At 38.6% G+C, this 20512-nt stretch carries 18 protein-coding genes and 2 riboswitches (1 of these 20 only partly in view); of the genes, 13 read left to right on the top strand and 5 right to left on the bottom strand.

All coding sequences use genetic code 11. The annotated features are described in order from the left end of the window. Nucleotides 1-114: 114 nt before the first annotated feature. The 3 genes from MHB58_RS18460 (at nt 115) to MHB58_RS18450 (ending at nt 2982) form a co-directional block, all read left to right on the top strand. Complete coding sequence (locus MHB58_RS18460; RefSeq protein ID WP_008408497.1) at nt 115-1146, top strand: fatty acid desaturase; 1032 nt, start codon at nt 115-117, stop codon at nt 1144-1146. Nucleotides 1147-1234: 88 nt separating this feature from the next. After that, nucleotides 1235-2371 (top strand): sensor histidine kinase, encoded by a 1137-nt coding sequence (locus MHB58_RS18455; protein WP_340735804.1) that lies wholly within the window; start codon nt 1235-1237, stop codon nt 2369-2371. Beyond that, on the top strand, nt 2368-2982 hold the full coding sequence (locus tag MHB58_RS18450; RefSeq protein ID WP_065216319.1) for a response regulator transcription factor: 615 nt from the start codon (nt 2368-2370) through the stop codon (nt 2980-2982). The genes MHB58_RS18455 and MHB58_RS18450 overlap by 4 nt, the downstream gene beginning before the upstream one ends. Nucleotides 2983-3076: 94 nt before the next feature. On the opposite strand, the gene MHB58_RS18445 is transcribed toward MHB58_RS18450, so the two are convergent. The 3 genes from MHB58_RS18445 to MHB58_RS18435 form a co-directional block, all read right to left on the bottom strand. Beyond that, nucleotides 3077-4048 carry a proline dehydrogenase family protein gene (locus tag MHB58_RS18445; protein ID WP_340735803.1) on the bottom strand — a complete coding sequence of 324 codons (972 nt, stop codon included), beginning with the start codon at nt 4046-4048 and terminating at the stop codon, nt 3077-3079. Nucleotides 4049-4406: 358 nt separating this feature from the next. Next, nucleotides 4407-5765 (bottom strand): ammonium transporter, encoded by a 1359-nt coding sequence (locus tag MHB58_RS18440; protein WP_008408501.1) that lies wholly within the window; start codon nt 5763-5765, stop codon nt 4407-4409. A gap of 27 nt (nt 5766-5792) precedes the next feature. Further along, nucleotides 5793-6134, bottom strand: a complete 342-nt coding sequence (locus tag MHB58_RS18435) for a P-II family nitrogen regulator (RefSeq protein ID WP_008408502.1) — start codon at nt 6132-6134, stop codon at nt 5793-5795. 360 nt (nt 6135-6494) lie between these two features. On the opposite strand from MHB58_RS18435, the gene MHB58_RS18430 reads away from it, so the two are divergent. From MHB58_RS18430 to MHB58_RS18390, 9 genes are all read left to right on the top strand, one after another. Next, nucleotides 6495-7964, top strand: coding sequence for a nicotinate phosphoribosyltransferase (locus MHB58_RS18430; RefSeq protein ID WP_008408503.1), 1470 nt, complete (start codon nt 6495-6497; stop codon nt 7962-7964). Nucleotides 7965-7982: 18 nt separating this feature from the next. Further along, nucleotides 7983-8807 (top strand): ammonia-dependent NAD(+) synthetase, encoded by an 825-nt coding sequence (gene nadE / locus MHB58_RS18425; protein ID WP_041865822.1) that lies wholly within the window; start codon nt 7983-7985, stop codon nt 8805-8807. Between the two features lie 153 nt (nt 8808-8960). After that, nucleotides 8961-9902 carry an AAA family ATPase gene (locus MHB58_RS18420; RefSeq protein ID WP_014822562.1) on the top strand — a complete coding sequence of 314 codons (942 nt, stop codon included), beginning with the start codon at nt 8961-8963 and terminating at the stop codon, nt 9900-9902. Next, on the top strand, nt 9902-11089 hold the full coding sequence (locus tag MHB58_RS18415; RefSeq protein ID WP_340735802.1) for a DUF58 domain-containing protein: 1188 nt from the start codon (nt 9902-9904) through the stop codon (nt 11087-11089). The genes MHB58_RS18420 and MHB58_RS18415 overlap by 1 nt, the downstream gene beginning before the upstream one ends. After that, entirely contained in the window at nt 11086-13236 is a 2151-nt protein-coding gene (locus tag MHB58_RS18410; protein WP_340735801.1) for a DUF4129 domain-containing transglutaminase family protein, read from the top strand. The genes MHB58_RS18415 and MHB58_RS18410 overlap by 4 nt, the downstream gene beginning before the upstream one ends. A gap of 31 nt (nt 13237-13267) precedes the next feature. Next, nucleotides 13268-13369: riboswitch (purine riboswitch) on the top strand. Nucleotides 13370-13487: 118 nt separating this feature from the next. Continuing rightward, nucleotides 13488-15041 (top strand): glutamine-hydrolyzing GMP synthase, encoded by a 1554-nt coding sequence (gene guaA, locus MHB58_RS18405; protein ID WP_041865823.1) that lies wholly within the window; start codon nt 13488-13490, stop codon nt 15039-15041. A 364-nt stretch (nt 15042-15405) separates the two neighbouring features. Next, nucleotides 15406-17466, top strand: a complete 2061-nt coding sequence (locus tag MHB58_RS18400) for a bifunctional diguanylate cyclase/phosphodiesterase (protein WP_340735800.1) — start codon at nt 15406-15408, stop codon at nt 17464-17466. Next, on the top strand, nt 17444-17593 hold the full coding sequence (locus MHB58_RS18395; RefSeq protein WP_008408510.1) for a hypothetical protein: 150 nt from the start codon (nt 17444-17446) through the stop codon (nt 17591-17593). The genes MHB58_RS18400 and MHB58_RS18395 overlap by 23 nt, the downstream gene beginning before the upstream one ends. Nucleotides 17594-17837: 244 nt before the next feature. Further along, on the top strand, nt 17838-18725 hold the full coding sequence (locus MHB58_RS18390; protein ID WP_340735799.1) for a DUF2382 domain-containing protein: 888 nt from the start codon (nt 17838-17840) through the stop codon (nt 18723-18725). 288 nt (nt 18726-19013) lie between these two features. On the opposite strand, the gene MHB58_RS18385 is transcribed toward MHB58_RS18390, so the two are convergent. Together MHB58_RS18385 and MHB58_RS18380 are read right to left on the bottom strand one after the other, a co-directional pair. After that, complete coding sequence (locus tag MHB58_RS18385; protein ID WP_008408513.1) at nt 19014-19415, bottom strand: hypothetical protein; 402 nt, start codon at nt 19413-19415, stop codon at nt 19014-19016. An 82-nt stretch (nt 19416-19497) separates the two neighbouring features. Continuing rightward, nucleotides 19498-19905, bottom strand: coding sequence for an NUDIX hydrolase (locus MHB58_RS18380; RefSeq protein WP_008408514.1), 408 nt, complete (start codon nt 19903-19905; stop codon nt 19498-19500). A gap of 201 nt (nt 19906-20106) precedes the next feature. Beyond that, nucleotides 20107-20208: riboswitch (purine riboswitch) on the top strand. A 143-nt stretch (nt 20209-20351) separates the two neighbouring features. Between MHB58_RS18380 and MHB58_RS18375 the strand changes: the two genes are divergently transcribed. Then, nucleotides 20352-20512, top strand: the 5' end (the start) of a protein-coding gene (locus MHB58_RS18375; RefSeq protein WP_014822570.1) for an NCS2 family permease. 1174 nt of this gene lie beyond the right edge of the window; only the first 161 of its 1335 coding nucleotides appear in the window; its start codon is at nt 20352-20354; its stop codon lies beyond the right edge, outside the window.

Genomic DNA, 20512 nt, shown 5'->3' with positions numbered 1-20512 from the left:
TTACCAGGTCATATGACAACTGTCATAAAAAATATATGATGTTTGAGCATTTTATCATGATTCTCCTTTTTATATGATTAGGTTAATAATTTTTGTGGAAAGAGGGATCGACACATGGTAAGCACACATGCAGATAAAACAAAGCAGCTGAGAAAAGATGTTGCACCGTTCGCAAAGTCAGAAACGCGACTTAGTATTCAACAAATATTAAATACGCTTGTACCACTTTTATTAATTTGGGGAGCAGGTTATGTATTACTGCAGTACTCTCCATGGTATACGGCGTTATGTAGTATCCTTGCTTCAGGATTTGTTATTCGTGCATTTATTATTTTCCATGACTGTACACACGGTTCATTCTTCAAAAGCAAAAAGGCGAATGCCATTATCGGTAATATTACAGGTATTGTGACATCTTTCCCTTACGAAAAGTGGAAACGTGAGCATACGATTCACCACGCAACAAGTTCAAATTTGGATAAGCGCGGGATTGGCGATATCGATATGCTGACAGTTGATGAATACCTTGAAAAGTCAAAATTAGGTCGTTTAGGTTATCGTTTATATCGTAACCCGATTGTCCTGTTCGGTTTAGGACCACTATTTATGGTACTTATACTGAATCGTTTTAATCGTAAAGATGCAAAGCGTAAAGAGCGCTTAAACACGTATTTCAATAACATCGCATTATTAGTTATTTGTACAACCCTTATTTTAATATTTGGTTGGTCAACATTCTTATTAGTACATGGTTTAACATTGTTTATTGCAGGTTCATTAGGGATCTGGCTGTTCTATATTCAGCATACTTACGAAGATTCATACTTTGAAGTTGATTCGGAGTGGGATTATGTAAAAGCTGCAGTAGAAGGAAGTTCATACTACAAATTACCGAAAGTACTACAATGGATTACAGGAAATATCGGATTCCACCACGTACACCATTTGTCACCGCGTGTACCGAACTATAAGCTGGAAGATGCACATGAGTCGATCAAGCCGCTTCAACAGGCAACGACGATTACAATAAAGACAAGCTTAGAATCAATTCGCTACAAATTATACGATGCCGAAAATTACCGCTTTATTACATTTAAAGAAGCGGCAGAACTTGAGGCAACGCGTGACCGAACTGTTACGAACTAACTTTATACAAAAGATAAGGTACCTCAATTTATAGCTTGAGGTACCTGTTTTATTATAGAATATAGGTAAAAAGAGAATCGAGGCAATTATGCAAACATGGTATAGTATCATCCCGAAAAGTCCGATGTTGAGTATATATATATGGATAATCTTTTGTATAATGCCATTTTTCTTCATTATACAATCGTTCGCATTATGGCAGATTATTTTAGGGATCACTTTAATTTTGAGTTATTTCTTATGTCATTATTTCTCTTTCAGTGCAAGGCCTGGGCTGAAATATATGTGGATCAGCTTTCAAATGTTACTGAATATCGTAATGACACTAGTTTTTGGTTACGTATATTTGGCATTGTTTACGGCATTTTTCATTGGTAATATTAAACAGCCGGTTGGATTTTATATTATGTATGGCTTACATATAGGATTTACCGTTATTTCTATTGTTGGGGGGTATTTCATTTTCCTTGACTTATTCTTATCGCAAACACCATTTATTATTATTAATATGCTAGGTGTTGTGCTATTACCGTTTACGCTCTTTTCAAGAACGAGACGGGAAAACTTGGAAGGTGAGCTGGAAACAGCACGGGAACGTATTTCTGAATTGACTGTGTTTGAGGAACGTCAGCGTATTGCCCGTGATTTACATGATACACTTGGTCAAAAACTTTCTATGATTGGTTTAAAAAGTGATTTAGCTGCACGACTAGTGGAAAAAAATCCTGAACAAGCCATTTTGGAAATAAGGGATATTCGTCAAACTGCAAGTGTCGCGTTAAAAGAAGTACGTGAGCTTGTCGCTGATATGCGCGCTGTGAGGGTTGAAGAAGAGCTTTACCGGGTCGAACAAATCTTAAAAGCAGCACAGATTAAGCTGCGGTTAAATGGAGATAAAAGTGAAATTCAAATGCCGGTTTTAGCGGAAAATGTTATTAGTATGTGCTTGAAAGAAGCAGTTACAAATATCGTCAAACATAGTGAAGCAACGATTTGCCGTATTAGCTTTTATCAAAGCGAAGATGAATTCAAGATGACGATTCAGGATAATGGGATTGGCTTTGAACGCTCCAATACATTACTTGGTGGAAACGGTTTAAAAGGGATGTACGAGCGTATTGAATTTATCAATGGTTCACTTGAAATAGAGAGCGATGAAGGGACGACGGTCGTGCTGAAAATACCGTTGGCGATCACGCATCAAAAGGGAGAGAACGTGAAATGATTCGAATTGTAATTGCAGAAGATCAAGGAATGCTGCTTGGGGCGATGAAGTCACTGCTTAGTATGGAAGAGGATATGGAAGTAGTCGGGCTTGCCAAAAATGGGGAAGAAGCCATCGAGATGGTGACAGAACTGAATCCGGACATTTGTATTATGGATATAGAAATGCCGATTAAAACGGGGTTAGATGCTGCCGAAGCGTTAAGAGGAAGCGAATGCAAAATTATTATTTTAACAACGTTTGCGCGACCGGGTTATTTTGAACGTGCAAGAAAAGCGGGAGTGCGCGGCTATTTATTGAAAGACAGTCCAATTGAGGAGCTTGTCAATTCCATACGAATCATTATGGATGGACGTCGCATTTACGCGCCGGAGCTAGTGGATTTTGTTTATGAAGACGACAGTGAAAATCCGCTGACGGAACGAGAAAGCCAAGTGCTGGAACTTGTTGCGGAAGGGAAGACAACAAAGGAAATTGCGGCAGAGCTCTATTTATCTGCAGGTACTGTGCGAAACTATATTTCCGTCATACTTGATAAGCTTGGTGTCGGCAACCGAATCGAAGCAATCGCCCGCTTCAAAGAAAAAGGCTGGAATAAAAAGAAAATGTGATTGTTGTAAGCGCATGAAATTAATTCACTACTAAATAACCCCTCGCTTTGTCTGTGAACAAAATGAGGGGTCTTTTTAAATTGAGGCAAGGCAGTTATTTCTTTTTCGTTAATCGTCCAAGGAGGTATGCTCCAGCTGCTACTGCCAGTAAAATGTTTGTCTTTCTATTGAATACTTGTTTTGTCACTAGGCTAATATTTTGTGGACGTTCAGCTAAGCGACGCATGAAATAGCCGTACCAGTCTTTACCGTAGGGTACATACACACATACTTGATAGCCTTCACGTGCAAGTTCCAGCTGCAAGTCTTTACGGAACCCGTAAAGCATCTGAAATTCGAATTTTTCTTTCGGAATATCATATTGCTCGACGTAATACTTCACATGCTTAATAATATTGTGGTCATGTGTGGCAATCGATGTAAAATGTCCGTGTGCCAAATGGTATTCAATCAGCTCAATAAAGTTAATATCAATATCAAGCTTATCCTGGTACGCTACTTCTTCCGATTCTTTATAGGCACCCTTTACAACTCGAAGGCGGTAATCCTTAAAGTTTTCTATATCGTCCTTTGCACGGTGGAAGTATGCTTGAATAACTGTTCCGACATTATCGAATGACTTTGCAAGTTCCTCCAGTATATCGAAGGATGGCTGAAGTCGCTTATAATCTTCCATATCAAAATTGACGAAGATTCCATATTCATGGGCGCGTTCTACAATTTCATACAAGTTGTCGTAGCAGAAATCGATATCGATATCCAACCCTAGCTGTGAAGGTTTCAAGGAAATATGTGCATCCAATTCTTCAACCTGAATGGCTTCGATCATAGCTAAAATTTCTTCTTTTGCTTGTGTTGCCTCTGATTCATCAGTAACATATTCGCCTAAATTATCGACGGTGCAAGAAATTCCTTGCTCGTTTAATTTTCGAATGCTTTCGATTACTTCTTCAATTGTTGTCCCTGCAACAACGCTTTGTGCGCCTAATTTTAAACCGTATTGCCCTGCTGCATTGCTAAGAGTTTGGTTTTCAGATAATGAAATGAAAAAGTCACGTAATGCCATAAAAAACATCTCCTTAAAATTCGTCATTTTCTTAAAATTATACCATAGCGCTATTCTCGTAAATTACTCGAAGTGGTCTTAGTCTATACCCCTTTTGATTTTTTGCATGCGATTATAAAATAATTAGGATGAATAGTTTTTGATTGATTCACTTCAAACGATACATTGTTAAAGTAAATAGCTAGTTCTATTATATGTTGCTCCTTCACTGTCAATTTCTATATATCTATTAAGTGTAGAAAGCAAAATAACAAGGAGCCGCCTGAAAAAAACTTTCAGAACAGCTCCTTGTTCAGCTGATAATCTATTGAAAGAATGGTTCGAAAATGTGTGGGGGAAAGGGGCACACATTTCGCTTTTAGCTCTTAGTTGAGCTTAAAGAATTCGGGAACCCAGTTTTAGCTTTAGTTTTAGTCCCGCTATCCTGTACATTGGAAGTAGATGATACTTTTCCTAGGTTCGTTAGACGTTGGGCAAAACTGTCATTTGTTTTTGAAAGACCTTTAAAAGTTTCCTGCATTTCATAAGCGTATGCGCCATGTTCGGAAATATCCAAACCTTGGACTTCTTCTTCGTGTGTAACACGTAGAGGAATAAATGCTTTAATAATGTACGTTGCAATGGCAACAGTACTTGCAGTCCATGCGATTACTGCGACTACACCTAATGCCTGCACGCCTAGTAATTCAGCACCGCCGCCGTAAAATAGACCACCGCCAGCAGTATCGAATAATCCGACTGCTAATGTACCCCAAATACCAGCAACACCATGTACAGCAACAGCACCAACCGGATCATCCACTTTTAGTTTGTGTTCAATAAAGCGGACGGCTTCTACTAACACAGCACCACCTACAGCACCTGCGATAATAGATCCGACGATGCTTAAGTTAGCAGCGCCGGCGGTAATACTTACTAAACCGGCTAGGGCACCGTTTAATGTTAAAGAACCATCGATAAAGCCATAACGAAGTCGTGTATAAAGGGCGGTAGCAATTACACCGGCAGATGCGGATAAGAAAGTATTTGCAATAACGCCTGGAACTAATGCCGGATCTGCTGCCAATGTTGATGCACCATTAAAGCCGTACCAACCTAACCAAAGGATGAAAACACCTAATGCGCCAAGCGGAATGGAGTGACCTGGAATAACGTTTACGACACCTTTAGCATATTTCCCGATACGAGGACCAACGATTGCTGCGACTACTAGAGCACCAACAGCGCCGGTTAAATGTACTACTGTTGATCCGGCAAAATCGACGAAGCCTAAAGAAGTTAACCATCCATCACCTTGCCATACCCAATGGCCGACAACAGGATAAATAATAGCTGTCATGATAACGACCAATGCGATATACGCCGTAATATTTGTACGTTCAGCAACAGCACCTGAGATGATTGTTGCACATGTCGCAGCAAACATTGCCTGGAAAACGAAAAATGCGATATCATCTACACCGTTTAAAGCAAAACCGGAAGAACCAATCAATCCGCCTGAACTTTCACCGAACATAATGGCATATCCGACTGCAAAGTAGACAAGGCCTCCGATTGAAATCGTTAAAATGTTTTTCATTAAAATATTGACTGCATTTTTTGAGCGTGTAAACCCTGCCTCTACCATCGCGAATCCCGCATGCATGAAGAATACGAAAAACGCCCCGAGCATTACCCAAACTAGGTTAATCGATAATTCCAATGCTTCATTCGTCATTAAAAACTCCTCCTTTTAGGAACATTTTTAGTCAATTGCAATAGAACCAAGTTCTTTAGTGCGGATACGTATCGCCTGTTCTACAGGGTATATAAAAATCTTACCGTCACCAACTTCCCCTGTAGAAGCTTCGCGCAATAATACATCAATAATCGGTTGAACTTTGGCATTGTCAACAACCATTTCGAGTTTGAGCTTTTGCGAAAATTCCATTGAGAAAGAATTTCCGCGAAACAATCCGATTTTACCTTCCTGTCGCCCAGCTCCAGCAATCTCAGAAATACTTAAACCATCAATTCCTTCAAGAGCCAACCCTTCTCGAACTTGTGGAAACACCTCAGGTCGAATAATCGCTTCAATCTTTTTCATGCTCAACAACTCCTTGTGTTATGTTACCTAACATGATAAATTGGATTTTAAGATAAATCAATAACTAATGTTAGGAAAATTAACATGTATTTTCGATTGGTTTTATCGCATTGTGAGATGATGTCAAAAAAAGGAAGGGGGAATAGGGCTTTTAAGCAGGTGAAATCCAATAGTAGGCTGCCCGACAAAATTCCGAAACGTTTTTTATTTAGTCAATTGGGGAAAACTATATAACCAGCACAACAAAATTAACTGCCATGTAAAAGTAGATAACATGGAAGAAAGAATCTTCATACTTCGAATTAATTCAAGATGGTGTATACTATGACTAAATTATGTTTTGGAAGAAGGGAACTTACGATGAACGAAAAGTATGTAGATGACAGTTTTGCTTTGCATACCGATTTATATCAAATCAATATGGCAGAAAGCTATTGGGCAGACGGGATGCATAACCGTAAAGCTGTATTTGAGTTGTATTTCAGACAATTACCTTTTGGGAATGGCTATGCAATTTTTGCGGGTTTGGAGCGCATGCTGAATTATTTAAAAGACTTTCGTTTCAGTGAAACAGATATCGCTTATTTACGTGATGAACTCCATTATAAAGAGGATTTTATTGAATACTTAAAAACAATTCGTTTTACGGGTTCTATGTATTCGATGGAAGAAGGGGAACTTGTTTTTGCGAATGAACCAATTGTACGAATCGAAGCACCGCTAGTGGAAGCCCAGCTGATTGAAACAGCTCTATTGAACATTGTAAACTACCAAACGCTGATTGCGACAAAAGCAAGCCGTATCAAGCAAGTTGTCCAAAAGGAAATTGCGATGGAATTCGGTACACGTCGTGCGCAAGAGATGGATGCAGCTGTTTGGGGAGCACGTGCAGCAGTGATCGGCGGTTTTGAATCGACATCCAATGTTCGGGCTGGAAAGTTGTTTAATATTCCTGTATCAGGTACACATGCACATGCATTGGTTCAAGCGTATAAAAACGATTATGATGCATTCCATTCTTATGCGAAGCGTCATAAAGACTGTGTGTTTTTGGTGGATACGTACAATACATTAAAGTCAGGTGTCCCGACAGCAATTCAGGTAGCTAAAGAACTTGGCGATAAAATAAACTTTATCGGAATTCGTTTAGATAGCGGGGATATTGCCTTCCTTTCAAAAGAGTCACGCCGAATGCTTGATGAAGCAGGGTTCCCGGATGCAAAAATTATCGTTTCAAATGACTTGGATGAATATACAATTTTAAACCTAAAAGCGCAGGGTGCCCGAGTGGATATGTGGGGAATTGGTACAAAACTCATCACTGCATATGACCAGCCTGCTTTAGGTGCTGTCTATAAAATGGTTTCCATTGAAAATGATCATGGTGAAATGGAAGATACGATCAAAATTTCAGCCAATGCTGAAAAAGTAACGACACCTGGTTTAAAAAGAGTTTACCGGATTATTAATAAGAAAAGCGGGAAATCAGAAGGGGACTATATCGCAATGGCTGATGAAAATCCTGCTGCTGAAGAACGAATTAAAATGTTCCATCCGGTGCATACATTTGTCTCGAAATTCGTAACAAACTTTGAAGCGAAGGAATTGCATCGGAAAGTGATTGACAAGGGTGAGATTGTTTATGAAAATCCAACCTTAATGGAGATCCGTCAATATGCGTCCAATAACTTGGATTTACTTTGGGATGAGTATAAACGTTCGTTAAATCCTGAGGAATATCCGGTCGATTTAAGCCAAAAATGCTGGGATAATAAAATGCGAAATATCCAGGAAGTGCGCGATATGGTAACAGAACTCGAAGAACGATAAGGAGTGAAGACATTGGCTATGTTGCAACAACAAATTATTGAAGAGTTAAAAGTACAGCCGACAATCGATGTAGAACAGGAAATCCGTAAGTCCATTGATTTTTTAAAGGAATATGCAAAATATCATCCTTTCTTAAAAGGATTTGTGCTTGGAATTAGCGGTGGGCAAGACTCTACGTTAACGGGTAAGCTTGCACAAATGGCTATCGATGAGCTGAACGAAGAAGCGGGAGCATCCTCTTACTCGTTTTGGGCGGTAAGATTACCTTATGGCAAACAATTTGATGAAAAGGATTGCCAAGATGCACTCGATTTCATTCAGCCGACAAAAGTGTATACGGTTAATATCAAAAATGCTGTAGATGCAAGTGTAAATGCACTTTTGGAAGCTGGAATTACGTTGAGTGATTTCGCCAAAGGAAATGAAAAAGCGCGTGAACGAATGAAAGTACAATATTCGATTGCAGCATCGAATGATGGTGTCGTACTTGGTACAGATCATGCTGCAGAAGCAGTAACAGGCTTTTATACAAAGTATGGCGACGGTGGTGCAGATTTAATGCCGATTTTCCGTTTAAATAAACGCCAAGGTCGTGCGATTTTAAAGCATTTAAACTGTCCAGTACATTTATATGAAAAAGTCCCGACGGCAGATTTAGAGGAAAACCGCCCTGCATTGCCGGATGAAGCGGCGCTTGGTGTAACGTACGAACAAATTGATGATTATTTGGAAGGTAAGGAAATTCCGGAGCAGGCTCGTGAAAAGCTTGAAGGACATTACTTGCGCTCCATGCATAAACGCAATATGCCGATTACAGTTTTCGATGATTTCTGGAAACAATAGTATTCGATAAAATCTGATAAATCACCTTACTTCTCTCTGGAAAAGTAAGGTGATTTTCCAATTTCCGGGTAAACTAGTTGTGCTCGCATTTTGTTTTCGTTATGCTTAAACTATATGCCGAAGATGCAACGATTTCAGGTGGGGGGACTATTCATGAATGAGCAGATCGAGGGAATAATTAAAAATATCGAAAAAGTAATGATAGGAAAAAGAGAGATTGCCGAGCTAAGTATTGTTTCGTTATTAGCAGGAGGGCATGTATTACTGGAAGACGTGCCGGGCGTTGGGAAAACAATGATGGTACGTGCGCTTTCAAAGTCACTGGGTGCAAGCTTTAAACGTATTCAATTTACACCGGATTTACTGCCATCTGATGTAATTGGCGTTTCTATATATAATCCGAAAACATTACAGTTTGAGTTCCGTCCGGGGCCGATTGTCGGCAATATTGTGTTAGCGGATGAAATTAACCGTACATCACCAAAAACACAGGCCGCTCTGTTGGAAAGTATGGAAGAGGGGTCAATTACGGTGGACGGTGAAACGATTCAGCTGCCAAAGCCTTTTTTTGTAATGGCAACACAAAACCCGATTGAATATGAGGGGACATATCCGCTTCCGGAAGCGCAACTAGACCGCTTTTTACTGAAAATAAAGATGGGCTATCCTACGAAAGAAGAGGAAATTGAAGTGCTGAATCGTGCCGAAAAATCGGTTCCGATAGATGATCTTTTCCCGGTATTAACAATCGAGCAGTTGAACGATTTAAGAGAACAAGCAAAACAAGTACATGTAGAAAATAATATTAAAGAGTATATTGTGTCCATCGCACAACATACACGTCATCATGAAAATGTGTATTTAGGTGTAAGTCCTCGTGCTTCCATCGCATTAATGCGTGCTGCGCAAAGCTATGCCTTTATGAAAGGGAGAGATTACGTTATTCCGGATGATGTTCAATATTTAGCGAAATTCGTTTTCGGCCACCGAATTATTTTAAAACCAGAAACACGCTATGAAGGAATTACGGAAGAACAAGTGATTGAAAGTGTTCTTCGTTATGTCCATGTTCCAGTAAAAAGGTACGTGCCGTAATGAAGGGAATCAAGCAGTTTCTAAAGCATGGCGGGCGTTTAATTACCGTTGTTTCGTTGCTTATAATTACGTATTGCTATGCAATGTTCCAAGGGGGCTTTGTTAGCTGGTTTGTTTTCTTCACGATTTTACCGTTTTTGGTCTATTCGATTTTACTGGCAATTATTCCGATTCGTTTTAAAGAAATATCCCGTACTTTATCGAAAGAACGAGTTGAACGTGGGGGCAATGTTCAAGTTACCGTAACATTCCGCAATACGAGCTGGTTTCCGTTTGTTTTTATGATGGTCCGAGAATTACCTATGAGGGAGGAACATTTTGAAAAACCGAACGGAAATGTAACGAAACTATTTTTGGTTGGGTGGAAGCGCGAGTTTAAGTGGACTTATGAATTGAAGGAGTTAAAACGAGGAGAGCATCATTTTAGAGGATTGCTGTTTACATGTACGGACTTTTTTGGATGGACAATACGGAATGTTGTAATGAATCACCCGCAGCTGTTTTTAGTATATCCAAAAGTATCCGATGTCAAATTATTGCCGATTGGAATGCAATATGACCAAGGTACAAGTCAATCGCGCTATTCTTTAATTAAGGATACGACGGTTGCGACTGGTGTCCGCGAATATGTACCGGGTGACCGCTTTTCTTGGATTCACTGGAAATCCTTTGCAAAAAATGGGGAACTGCGTACAAAGGAATTTGAAGATCAAAAATCACAAAATACATTTGTGCTAATTGATCGCGCAGTGCAGAAGAACTTTGATGATGTTGTCGATTACACGGCATCCTATATTAATAAAATTGTAAAAAAACAGGGCGATGTTTCATTTTTAAGTGTCGGGGTCGACCGTTATTTTACGCCGGTGATTAAAACAGGTAAACAGTATGAAACGGTCCTGCAGCATTTAGCAACGGTCGTACCGGATGCGCAGTTTGGTGTAGAACGTTTATTGTTTGAAGAACAGAAAATGATGAGCCGCTCTGTTGTTGTTATCATTACTGGTGAAATGACTCCTGAACTGCAGGAAGTATTAAATGCCGGAACGAAATATGCTCGCAAAATTATATGTTTTGTCGTAAGTGACCAAAAAGATCCGGTGCAGCATATAAGCCAAAATAATGAAGTGCATTATGTCGGTATGGACGAGTTACAGCGAACGTATTCGGAGGTGAAGCACGCATGAGACACAGCACAGCCGAAAAAATAGAACTCGCTATTTTTTATTTTATTGTTTTTCTGATTTTACGAGAATGGTTAATACCGGTAATGGAGTTAACGAACACAGGCTACTTTACGCAGTTTGTATTATTCATAGGGATATGTTTAGTACTGGGGATTTTTTCGCTGCCGTTTATTGTTAATTGGTTTATTAAGTTAGCATACATTACATGGTTTGTTGTCAGTGTGTATAAAGATGAAGCATTGACGACGACGCAATTTTTATCGGAAGAACTGAAATACAATTTGGATATATTGCTTGCAGGTGAGTGGATTTATGTGAGTGATCCATTTCGGACAAGTTTGTTTTTTATATTGATCTGGATGCTTATTTATTTAATTCAGCATTGGGTAAGTGTGCGCTATAGCATTTACTATTTCCTGCTGCTTACAGTATTTTTCATCGGGACACTCGATACTTTTACAGAATACGATGGCACAGCGGCGATTGTTAAAGTAATGTTACTAGGTCTTGTGCTTACATCGTTGCTGTTTATAAAACGACTTATGCAGGCCGCGGAAATGCAAAAAGATTGGATGAACTACTTGAAATATGCGACTCCAATTATCATTTTTGTTATGATTGCAGGAATTGTTGCAACAGTCATGCCGAAAGCAGAGCCTCAATGGTCGGACCCGGTTCCATATGTAAAAAATATTGCAGGTATTGGGGGTAATGCCAGTCAATCGGTTGCAACAGTTGGTTACGGGGAAAATGATGAGCGACTGGGTGGACCGTTTGCGGGGGATAATACGATTGTCTATGAAATAAAAACACCGATCCGTCAATATTGGCGTGTTGAGACGAAAGATTTTTATACGTCTAAAGGTTGGGAGCAATCAGATGATGAGTCATTGCAACAAACGCTTAAGTTTGCAGATCCTCTCCCGCTTTCAATCAAGCCTGGAAGAGAAGAGCCTCAGTCGGTGGAAGTGCAGGCTATAAATGAAGAATACTTGTTTTTATTGCAGGCATATGGCATTACTTCTTATAATCTAGACGGTACACAAACTGGATTGAGATTTAATACAGGCAATGAAAAAATTCTGCCTCTTATAAACAGCGATGTTGTAGCTCCTGCATCATACGAGATGACATTTCAACAGCCGGAATATAGTTACGTTGCTTTGAAAGAATCATTATCCTCAACTGAAAATGATTCGCGCTATTTACAGCTTCCGGATAATTTTCCGCAGCGTGTAACTGATTTAGCTCTTGAAATTACCGACATGTATGACAGTGTATATGACAAGGCTCGTGCAATTGAAGGTTACTTTGCGCGTAGTGGCTTTCAATATGAAACGACAAATGTACAAGTTCCATCAGCAGATCAAGACTATGTAGATCAGTTTTTGTTTGAAACAAGGCTTGGATATTGTGATAACTTCTCTACTTCGATGGTCGTCATGCTTCGTTCGATAGGGATTCAGGCACGTTGGGTAAAAGGTTTTTCAAGTGGAGACCGAATCGATTCACAAGACGGTATGGTTACGTATCAAGTGACGAATAATGATGCCCATTCATGGGTGGAAGCGTATATTGACGGTATTGGATGGATGCCGTTTGAGCCGACAATTGGCTTTAGTAATCCGATGAATATTAATTATGATGTAGATTTCGAAGCTCCCGAAGAAGAGCAGCTACCTGATATGGAAGAACCGGAAGCACCAAAGCCGGAGTTGGAAGAACAAGATACAACTAAGCAATCAACTAATGGGACAAGTAGAATGGACTGGTCAAAATTTAAATGGGTGCTGTACGGATTACTGGCTCTTGTTGTGATTGGGTTAATTGTTGCTTGGAAAAAACGCGGAAAATGGCAACCAAAACTTGCAGTTCAAATGAACAAATCGAAATTAGATAAAGCAGCAACATTTGAAGAAGCATATTTTGTGTTATTAAAACAGTTGGAGCGGGTTCATTTGAAACGAGGACAAGACGAAACATTGCAACAGTTTGCAATGCGTGTTGATCGACAGCTGGATACCACTAAAATGAGTGAGTTGACGGCATTTTATGAGCGACTTATTTATGCAAAACAGACCGACCAAATGAACACGACTGAAATGAAAGAAATTTGGGAATATTTAATCAATCGTACGAGTGGTTGATTTTAACTCGACGAAAGAGTAAAATTTAGAAAAATAAATAGTATTGTGCCTTCATATAAGTCTGGTAATATGGTCCAGATGTTTCTACTAAGTTACCCTAAATAACTTATCTATGACGGTGGGTCCCACTATATCCTTATAAGGGATAGGTTTACCCACTTGAAGAAGAGATGAAATATGAACGCGTAGAAATTATTTTCTTACGCGTTTTTTTTCTTAATATAGGCCGCAAAAAATTAGAAGAGGTGGAAATAGTGTCAACTCCTTTGTTAAAAGAACAAGAAAAGATTGTCGTTCTTGATTTCGGTAGTCAGTTCAACCAATTAATCACTCGTCGTATTCGTGAATTCGGTGTATTCTCTGAATTACATCCACATACGATTACTGCTGAAGAAATTAAAGAAATGAATGCTGTAGGTATTGTATTTTCAGGTGGTCCAAACTCTGTATATGATGAATCAGCATTCCATGTAGATCCGGCGATTTTTGAATTAGGTTTACCGATTTTAGGTATTTGCTATGGCATGCAGTTAATGGCCCAAACACATGGCGGTAAAGTGGAAGGCGCAGCAACTCGTGAGTACGGGAAAGCTGAAATTAACATTACTTCAGATAATAAATTATTTGCGGAATTACCAAAAAATCAAGTTGTATGGATGAGCCACGGTGACCATGTAACAGCAGTGCCAGAAGGTTTTGAAGTAATTGCGACAAGCCCTGCATGCCCGATCGCGGCAATGGCTGATGCTTCTCGTAAATTTTATGCAGTACAATTCCATCCGGAAGTACGCCACTCTGTATACGGAAATGATTTACTGAAAAACTTCGTATTCAATGTTTGTGAAGCAAAAGGCGACTGGTCGATGGCGAACTTCATTGAAATCGAGATTGCGAAAATCCGTGAGCAAGTTGGAGATAAGCAAGTACTTTGTGCATTATCAGGCGGAGTTGATTCATCTGTAGTAGCAGTGTTAATCCACAAAGCAATCGGTGACCAATTAACTTGTATGTTCGTGGACCACAACTTAAACCGTAAAGGTGAAGTTGAACAGGTAATGAAAACATTCACAGAAGATTTCGATATGAAACTGATCAAAATCGATGCTCGTGAGCGTTTCATGAATAAACTTGCCGGTGTTTCTGACCCAGAGCAAAAACGTAAAATTATAGGTAATGAGTTCATTTACGTATTTGATGAAGAGTCATCAAAGCTAAAAGATATGGACTTCTTAGCGCAAGGTACCCTTTACACAGATATTATTGAATCAGGTACAGCAACTGCCCAAACAATTAAATCACACCATAATGTTGGTGGTTTACCGGAAGATATGAAGTTTGAATTAATCGAACCATTAAATACACTATTCAAAGACGAAGTACGCGCTTTAGGCCTTGAATTAGGTCTACCTGAAGAAGTTGTATGGCGTCAGCCTTTCCCGGGTCCTGGTTTAGGTATCCGTGTACTTGGTGAAGTAACAGAAGAAAAGCTGGAAATCGTTCGAGAAGCAGACTACATCCTGCGCGAAGAGATTAAAAATGCCGGCCTGGAGCGCGACATTTGGCAATACTTCGCTGTATTACCTGACATCCGTTCAGTAGGTGTAATGGGCGATGGCCGTACGTACGACTACGCAATCGGTATCCGCGGTGTAACATCAATCGACGGTATGACATCTGACTGGGCACGTATCCCTTACGATGTACTAGAGAAGATTTCTGTACGTATCGTCAACGAAGTGAAGCACGTAAACCGCGTGCTGTATGACATTACTTCTAAGCCACCAGCAACGATTGAGTGGGAATAGTACTAGTTGTCTAATGTCTCATTCATCATTCTAGTCCTATTACATTTACAAAAAAACATTCTTTTAATGATAATGCCCCTGGAAGTTAGAAAAAATCTAACCTCCAGGGGTTTTTATGTCTCGGTAATGCGAAAGAACAGGGAGACATACTTCAATTGTGCTAGTGTGTATCGGATGTGAAAGAAAAGAATTTGTTCGCAAAGATTATCTTTAAAAAAAAGAATTATTTTTATTCTGTTCAATTTAAATTGGATGTATTAAACTTTATGAAGCCAACATGCACTTCTTATCAAGATGCAGCAATTGAGGTCAACATGAATAATTGGAACATTAATTACCAATCAGATAAGGGGAGCGAATTTCTTTGTTTACAAAACCTGACTTGGAAAGCATGCATATTATTGAAGGAACATATGATCCCTTAGTAATGCTATTGTCTTTCATTATCGCTTTTGGTGCATCCTATACAGCGATTTATATTAATCGGCGCATCAATGGAAAGGGTTTTTTTCATAAAAATATATGGTTAGTGTTGGCTTCACTGGCAATGGGGCTTGGAATTTGGTCAATGCACTATGTTGGAATGAGTGCGTTCGTCATATCCATACCTATGAAGCATAATTTGGTACTGACGATTATATCTGTCATCCCTGCTATTGGTGCATCGTATATGGCATTTTATTTAACCAATAGCGACTATAAAAAGGTTCAAATCTTTATCGCAGCTGGTTTTTTTATGGGATGCGGTATAGCACTTATGCATTATATAGGTATGGCTGCTATGGAAATGGATGCGAAGGTTGTTTATAATCCGGTCCTGTTTGGCTTATCGATCTTGATAGCAATTGTGGCATCGTTTGCCTCTTTGTACATCTTTTCGATTACTGATACTAAAATGGAAAAGGTTTTGGTGAAAAGTGTCGCCGCTTTTTTAATGGCTATCGCTGTAACAAGCATGCACTATACAGGTATGTTAGCGATGAGTTTTTATGTAGAGGGGCCGATCCGTGTACATACGCATGATTCCAATATGATTGAAGTCGCGTTGTTTGTGACAATTGGGATTGGCAGTTTGTTTGGACTTGCAATTTTAGCCAGTCGCCTAGATAGCTATGTTGACTTCCGTATGAAATATTTTGATGCGTTGACACAATTGCCAAACCATAATCAATTTACAGAAGACCAGCATATTAAAAAGAATACGGAAATGGTGGCCATTGTTCATTTAAACAACGTAGAGAAGTATATATTAGCTTATGGCTATTCTTTTGGGGATGCAATTGTGAAAAGTGTAATAGAAATAATGCAAACCAGTCTGCCAAAGGAGACGAAATTGTATCGCACGGAAGCTAATCGCTTTACGGTGATACATGCACCTGCTGAAAGTGTGCAAAATACAATCAATGGATTACGGAGTATTTGTCTTTTGTTAGAGCGTCCGTTAAATATCGATGAACGTATGGTTTCGATAGAAGCAGTTTTTGCTGTTTCGCAGTCAGATGAAAAAAAGGCGGTTCATGAACATTTTACCAATGCAATTGCGGTATTACATGCTCCGTCGACACAATCCAGGCATGGAATAATTAAGTACGATCCAAAAATTCATACGTTTAATTTTGAACGTCAATTAAGCCTTGATATTCAACGGGCGATGGATGAAAATGAATTGTTCATTGTATATCAGCCGAAAGTGCATCCGGAGCAAAATAGTGTAGTAGGAATAGAGGCACTTATGCGTTGGAAGCATCCGGTGTACGGAATAATATCTCCGGCGGTATTTATACCGATATTAGAAAATGCTAATCGTATTTCAGATGTGACAGATTGGCTAATCGAGAGAGTTTGCCAAAAATTAGCCGCATGGACTAATATAGGGATAGAGCTGCCACAAATATCGATTAATATTCCGGGTATGTATTTGACATCACCGCGTTTAAATAAAGTAATCAATAGGAGTTTGCTTAAGTATAAAATTCAAGCATCTAAAATTGAATTGGAAATTACTGAAACAAGTGTCATTCATGATATTCATAATGCTATATCAGCAGTAAGAACTTTCAGGGAAAAGGGCTTGTCTGTAGCACTGGATGATTTTGGAACAGGTTTATCGTCTCTATCTTATTTGAAAGAAATACCGATATCCACTATTAAGATTGATAAATCATTTATAGATGGTGTGCCCAATTCCGCAAAAGATGCCTCAATCCTAAAATCGATTATTCACTTGTGCTATTCACTTGATTTAAATGTTCTGGTAGAAGGTGTCGAAACGAAGGAGCAAGTTCAGTTTATTATGGGCTTGGAGAAAGTGCCGATCGTCCAAGGCTACTATTATTCAAAGCCATTGACAGTTGAAGAGTACGAACATTGGTGGAAAAAGCGAAAAGAAGTAGGTGAACAAAATGGGGAAATATCAATTGGATAGTAAAGGTAAGGCAGCTGTTGCGAAGTATCATGAAAAAAACAAGCCTGCCCAATTCGATAAAAAGCAGCAACTTGAAAAATTGCGTGCACAGTATTTGGAAAAGAAACAAAAGCAAAACGATGAATAGGTTGAATGGCAACATAGGAAGAGTAACATCTTTCTATGTTTTTTTGTGCTCTGATTTCGCCTTACCCTTATTAATAATAAATTATTGTCATAGCAGTGTATCTTTTTCTTTCATTTTTATTACAGAATGTTAAATTTACTATCCTCACGTTTATTATTTAGGAGGAAAGGTATTGTATAGTATGCCAAACAAGTATAGACAGTAGGTATACAAAATTAAATTAATGAAACTGGAGGAATGAAACATGGAAACACGTGATAACAAATTATATGGTATTTATGATAATGAAGCAGAATTACAGGCAGAAATGGATCGCCTTCGTGCACAAGGTTATGGTGAAGAGGATATGTATATTGTATCTAATCGCAATGATCAACTATCGATGTACCGAAACTCAAAAGGTTACAGCACTAACACGGATGGCTATGGCACTGATTACAAAGAAGGTTCTTGGTGGGATCGCTTTAAAGCATTCATGATGGGTGAAGACTTAGTACGCGATCAGCACTTTACGCAAATGGGTATCTCTGAGGAAGAACGAAACCGTTACTATGATGAATTACAGGCTGGGAAATACTTATTGTATGTAGATAAAGATTATGGTACTTATTTTGATGAAGGTACTAAAAATTATGGCTTGAATGATCATTATGAGCGTGATTATGAGAAAACGGATGAAGAACGTTTAGCGCTTCATGAAGAACGCTTGCAAGTAGATAAAAAACGCGTGCAAACGGGTGAGGTGCAGGTCGATAAACATGTAGTCGAAGAGCAGCAAACGATTGAGGTGCCGGTAGAACATGAAGAAGTTTATGTGGAAAGACGTCCTGTTAATGAGGACACAACACTTAATGCAAATGGTCAGCTGCGTGACGGAATCACTCATGCTTATGAAGAGCAGGGGAAAATCCATATCCCTGTAACTGAAGAACAGGTAGAGGTTACGAAAAAAGATGTCGTGACAGAAGAAATTGTTGTCGGCAAACGAAAAGTAACAGATACGGAAACTGTATCAGATACGGTTCGTCGTGAAGAAGCGGATGTTAAAGATACGACTAATACTACGAATCATTTAAATGATGTGGACCATTTGGAAGATGATCCGTTAAAACGTACTAACCGCGGATTATAAGATAACCATAAAAAAGGAAGCCTATTTAGCGTAGGCTTCCTTTTTTGTATGTTAGTTACATTATAGTAAGTCGTTTAAGCTTAAATTATTCTTCAACTGTGGCTTTTTCGCGAGATTTCCACTCAATTCCACTAGTAACACATCCAAAAGTAACGATTATTAAAAGTACAAATAATGTGTTATGTAACCAATAGGGCATTTAAAAACCTCCTTTAACATTCTCGATGTTACTTTTATTATTTTAACATATTAAAGGAAAATGCACTTAATTAATAGAGCTAGATATAATTAATTTTCTTTCTTTTCGACAAAAAATGTCACAATTATAAATAGGAAAAATGCGATTAGTAAAAGAGTACCGCCTACGATGAAGAACACCATGTTCAATGTTTCATTTGTGTCCAGCGGGTTTAAATAATGTAACCACATTCCTACACATAAACCAAAAGCTCCGATCATGCCTAAAATACTTTGGATTTTAACTAAGATTAGCTTACGGACAGGTACTGAATAATAGAAAATCCCCCAAGCAAAGACTGATAACCAACCTACTAATACAATGTGTGCGTGGACTGGCCGTAAAGCGAAGTTCATGTTACCGCTCATAATTGATCCGATTAATACACCGATAAAACCGGAAACAGCTGCAAAGCGAATTAAATGCATTGCCCATTTTCGTTGCTGGTGCAAAAAAATCCCCCCTCTATTTGTTCAAACTTTACTATAGAGGAGTTATATAACATTTCTATAAACTTTTTATAAAATTATTTTATTAGTTTAATAAATCTAATACATTATGCTGGGAGAAGTCTTCGATAATCTCTTGCGGCAATAAAGTGAGCAGATCATCCTTTGTCGCCCATAAATATTGTTCGTGTTCATCGGAAACCGTAATTTGCTCTTCTTTTGTATCACATAAAAAAGTGAGTAGTACAATTTGGCGTGTTTTGCTCGTATGGAATGTTGTTGAAAATAATTGATTTTTAACAGTAATATTCAGTCCTACTTCTTCTGAAAATTCCCTTTTTAGTGCAGTTTCAAATGACTCGCCGAAATGAAGATTCCCACCGACAGTCTCCCATGTGCCGGCACCGACAGTTTCAATTTGAGAACGCTGCACGATGAGTAATCTATTATTTTTAATAAGAACACCCTTTACAACAACCTTAATTTCATTCAAGTTAAAGTCCCCCTATTTTGTATGAATATACTAGAATTTTAGATTGAATCTTTGATTATGCCAAGTTTATTAATAACAAATAAATACACATCAATAGAAGAAAATGGCTAATTTACGGATGTTTTTACGAACTATGATCTAAAATATATAAAAAACGTTCGGAAATAGCTTGTAATTTAAAAATTGAAATGATATATTACTAACGTAAATTAAATACGTCGTCGTATAATGTCGGGAATATGGCCCGTGAGTTTCTACCGAATCACCGTAAATGATTCGACTACGATTTATAAATAAGTTGTTACAACACTACTGTAATGGGAGTGTAATATACTTATTTTCCTTAAATCGTGGACATGCGGCATTTATGCTTTGCGTGTCTTTTTTGTTTTTAAGGTTAAGTGTTCTTTAGATGTTGAAGACGACAACACGGAGGAAAGTTTCTTATGAAAAAGTATTTCGAGTTCGATAAACTTGGAACTAATTATCGCCGAGAAATTTTAGGTGGCTTTACAACATTCTTGGCAATGGCTTACATTTTAGTAGTAAACCCTAGCATTTTAACGCTATCTGATATTGAAGGTTTACCAGATGCACTACGCATGGA

The organism is Solibacillus sp. FSL K6-1554 (genome assembly GCF_038005185.1).
GTDB classification, from domain to species: Bacteria; Bacillota; Bacilli; order Bacillales_A; family Planococcaceae; genus Solibacillus; species Solibacillus silvestris.
The sequence above is the reverse complement of the archived record's forward strand: the minus strand, read 5'-3'. Positions and strand labels throughout refer to the sequence as shown.

Excerpts from the sequence above, each read along its gene's own strand:
- MHB58_RS18460 (WP_008408497.1), top strand. The coding sequence starts at position 115 with ATGGTAAGCACACATGCAGATAAAACAAAGCAGCTGAGAAAAGATGTT.
- MHB58_RS18455 (WP_340735804.1), top strand. The coding sequence starts at position 1,235 with ATGCAAACATGGTATAGTATCATCCCGAAAAGTCCGATGTTGAGTATA.
- MHB58_RS18450 (WP_065216319.1), top strand. The coding sequence starts at position 2,368 with ATGATTCGAATTGTAATTGCAGAAGATCAAGGAATGCTGCTTGGGGCG.
- MHB58_RS18445 (WP_340735803.1), bottom strand. The coding sequence starts at position 4,048 with ATGGCATTACGTGACTTTTTCATTTCATTATCTGAAAACCAAACTCTT.
- MHB58_RS18440 (WP_008408501.1), bottom strand. The coding sequence starts at position 5,765 with ATGACGAATGAAGCATTGGAATTATCGATTAACCTAGTTTGGGTAATG.
- MHB58_RS18435 (WP_008408502.1), bottom strand. The coding sequence starts at position 6,134 with ATGAAAAAGATTGAAGCGATTATTCGACCTGAGGTGTTTCCACAAGTT.
- MHB58_RS18430 (WP_008408503.1), top strand. The coding sequence starts at position 6,495 with ATGAACGAAAAGTATGTAGATGACAGTTTTGCTTTGCATACCGATTTA.
- nadE (WP_041865822.1), top strand. The coding sequence starts at position 7,983 with ATGTTGCAACAACAAATTATTGAAGAGTTAAAAGTACAGCCGACAATC.
- MHB58_RS18420 (WP_014822562.1), top strand. The coding sequence starts at position 8,961 with ATGAATGAGCAGATCGAGGGAATAATTAAAAATATCGAAAAAGTAATG.
- MHB58_RS18415 (WP_340735802.1), top strand. The coding sequence starts at position 9,902 with ATGAAGGGAATCAAGCAGTTTCTAAAGCATGGCGGGCGTTTAATTACC.
- MHB58_RS18410 (WP_340735801.1), top strand. The coding sequence starts at position 11,086 with ATGAGACACAGCACAGCCGAAAAAATAGAACTCGCTATTTTTTATTTT.
- MHB58_RS18395 (WP_008408510.1), top strand. The coding sequence starts at position 17,444 with ATGGGGAAATATCAATTGGATAGTAAAGGTAAGGCAGCTGTTGCGAAG.
- MHB58_RS18390 (WP_340735799.1), top strand. The coding sequence starts at position 17,838 with ATGGAAACACGTGATAACAAATTATATGGTATTTATGATAATGAAGCA.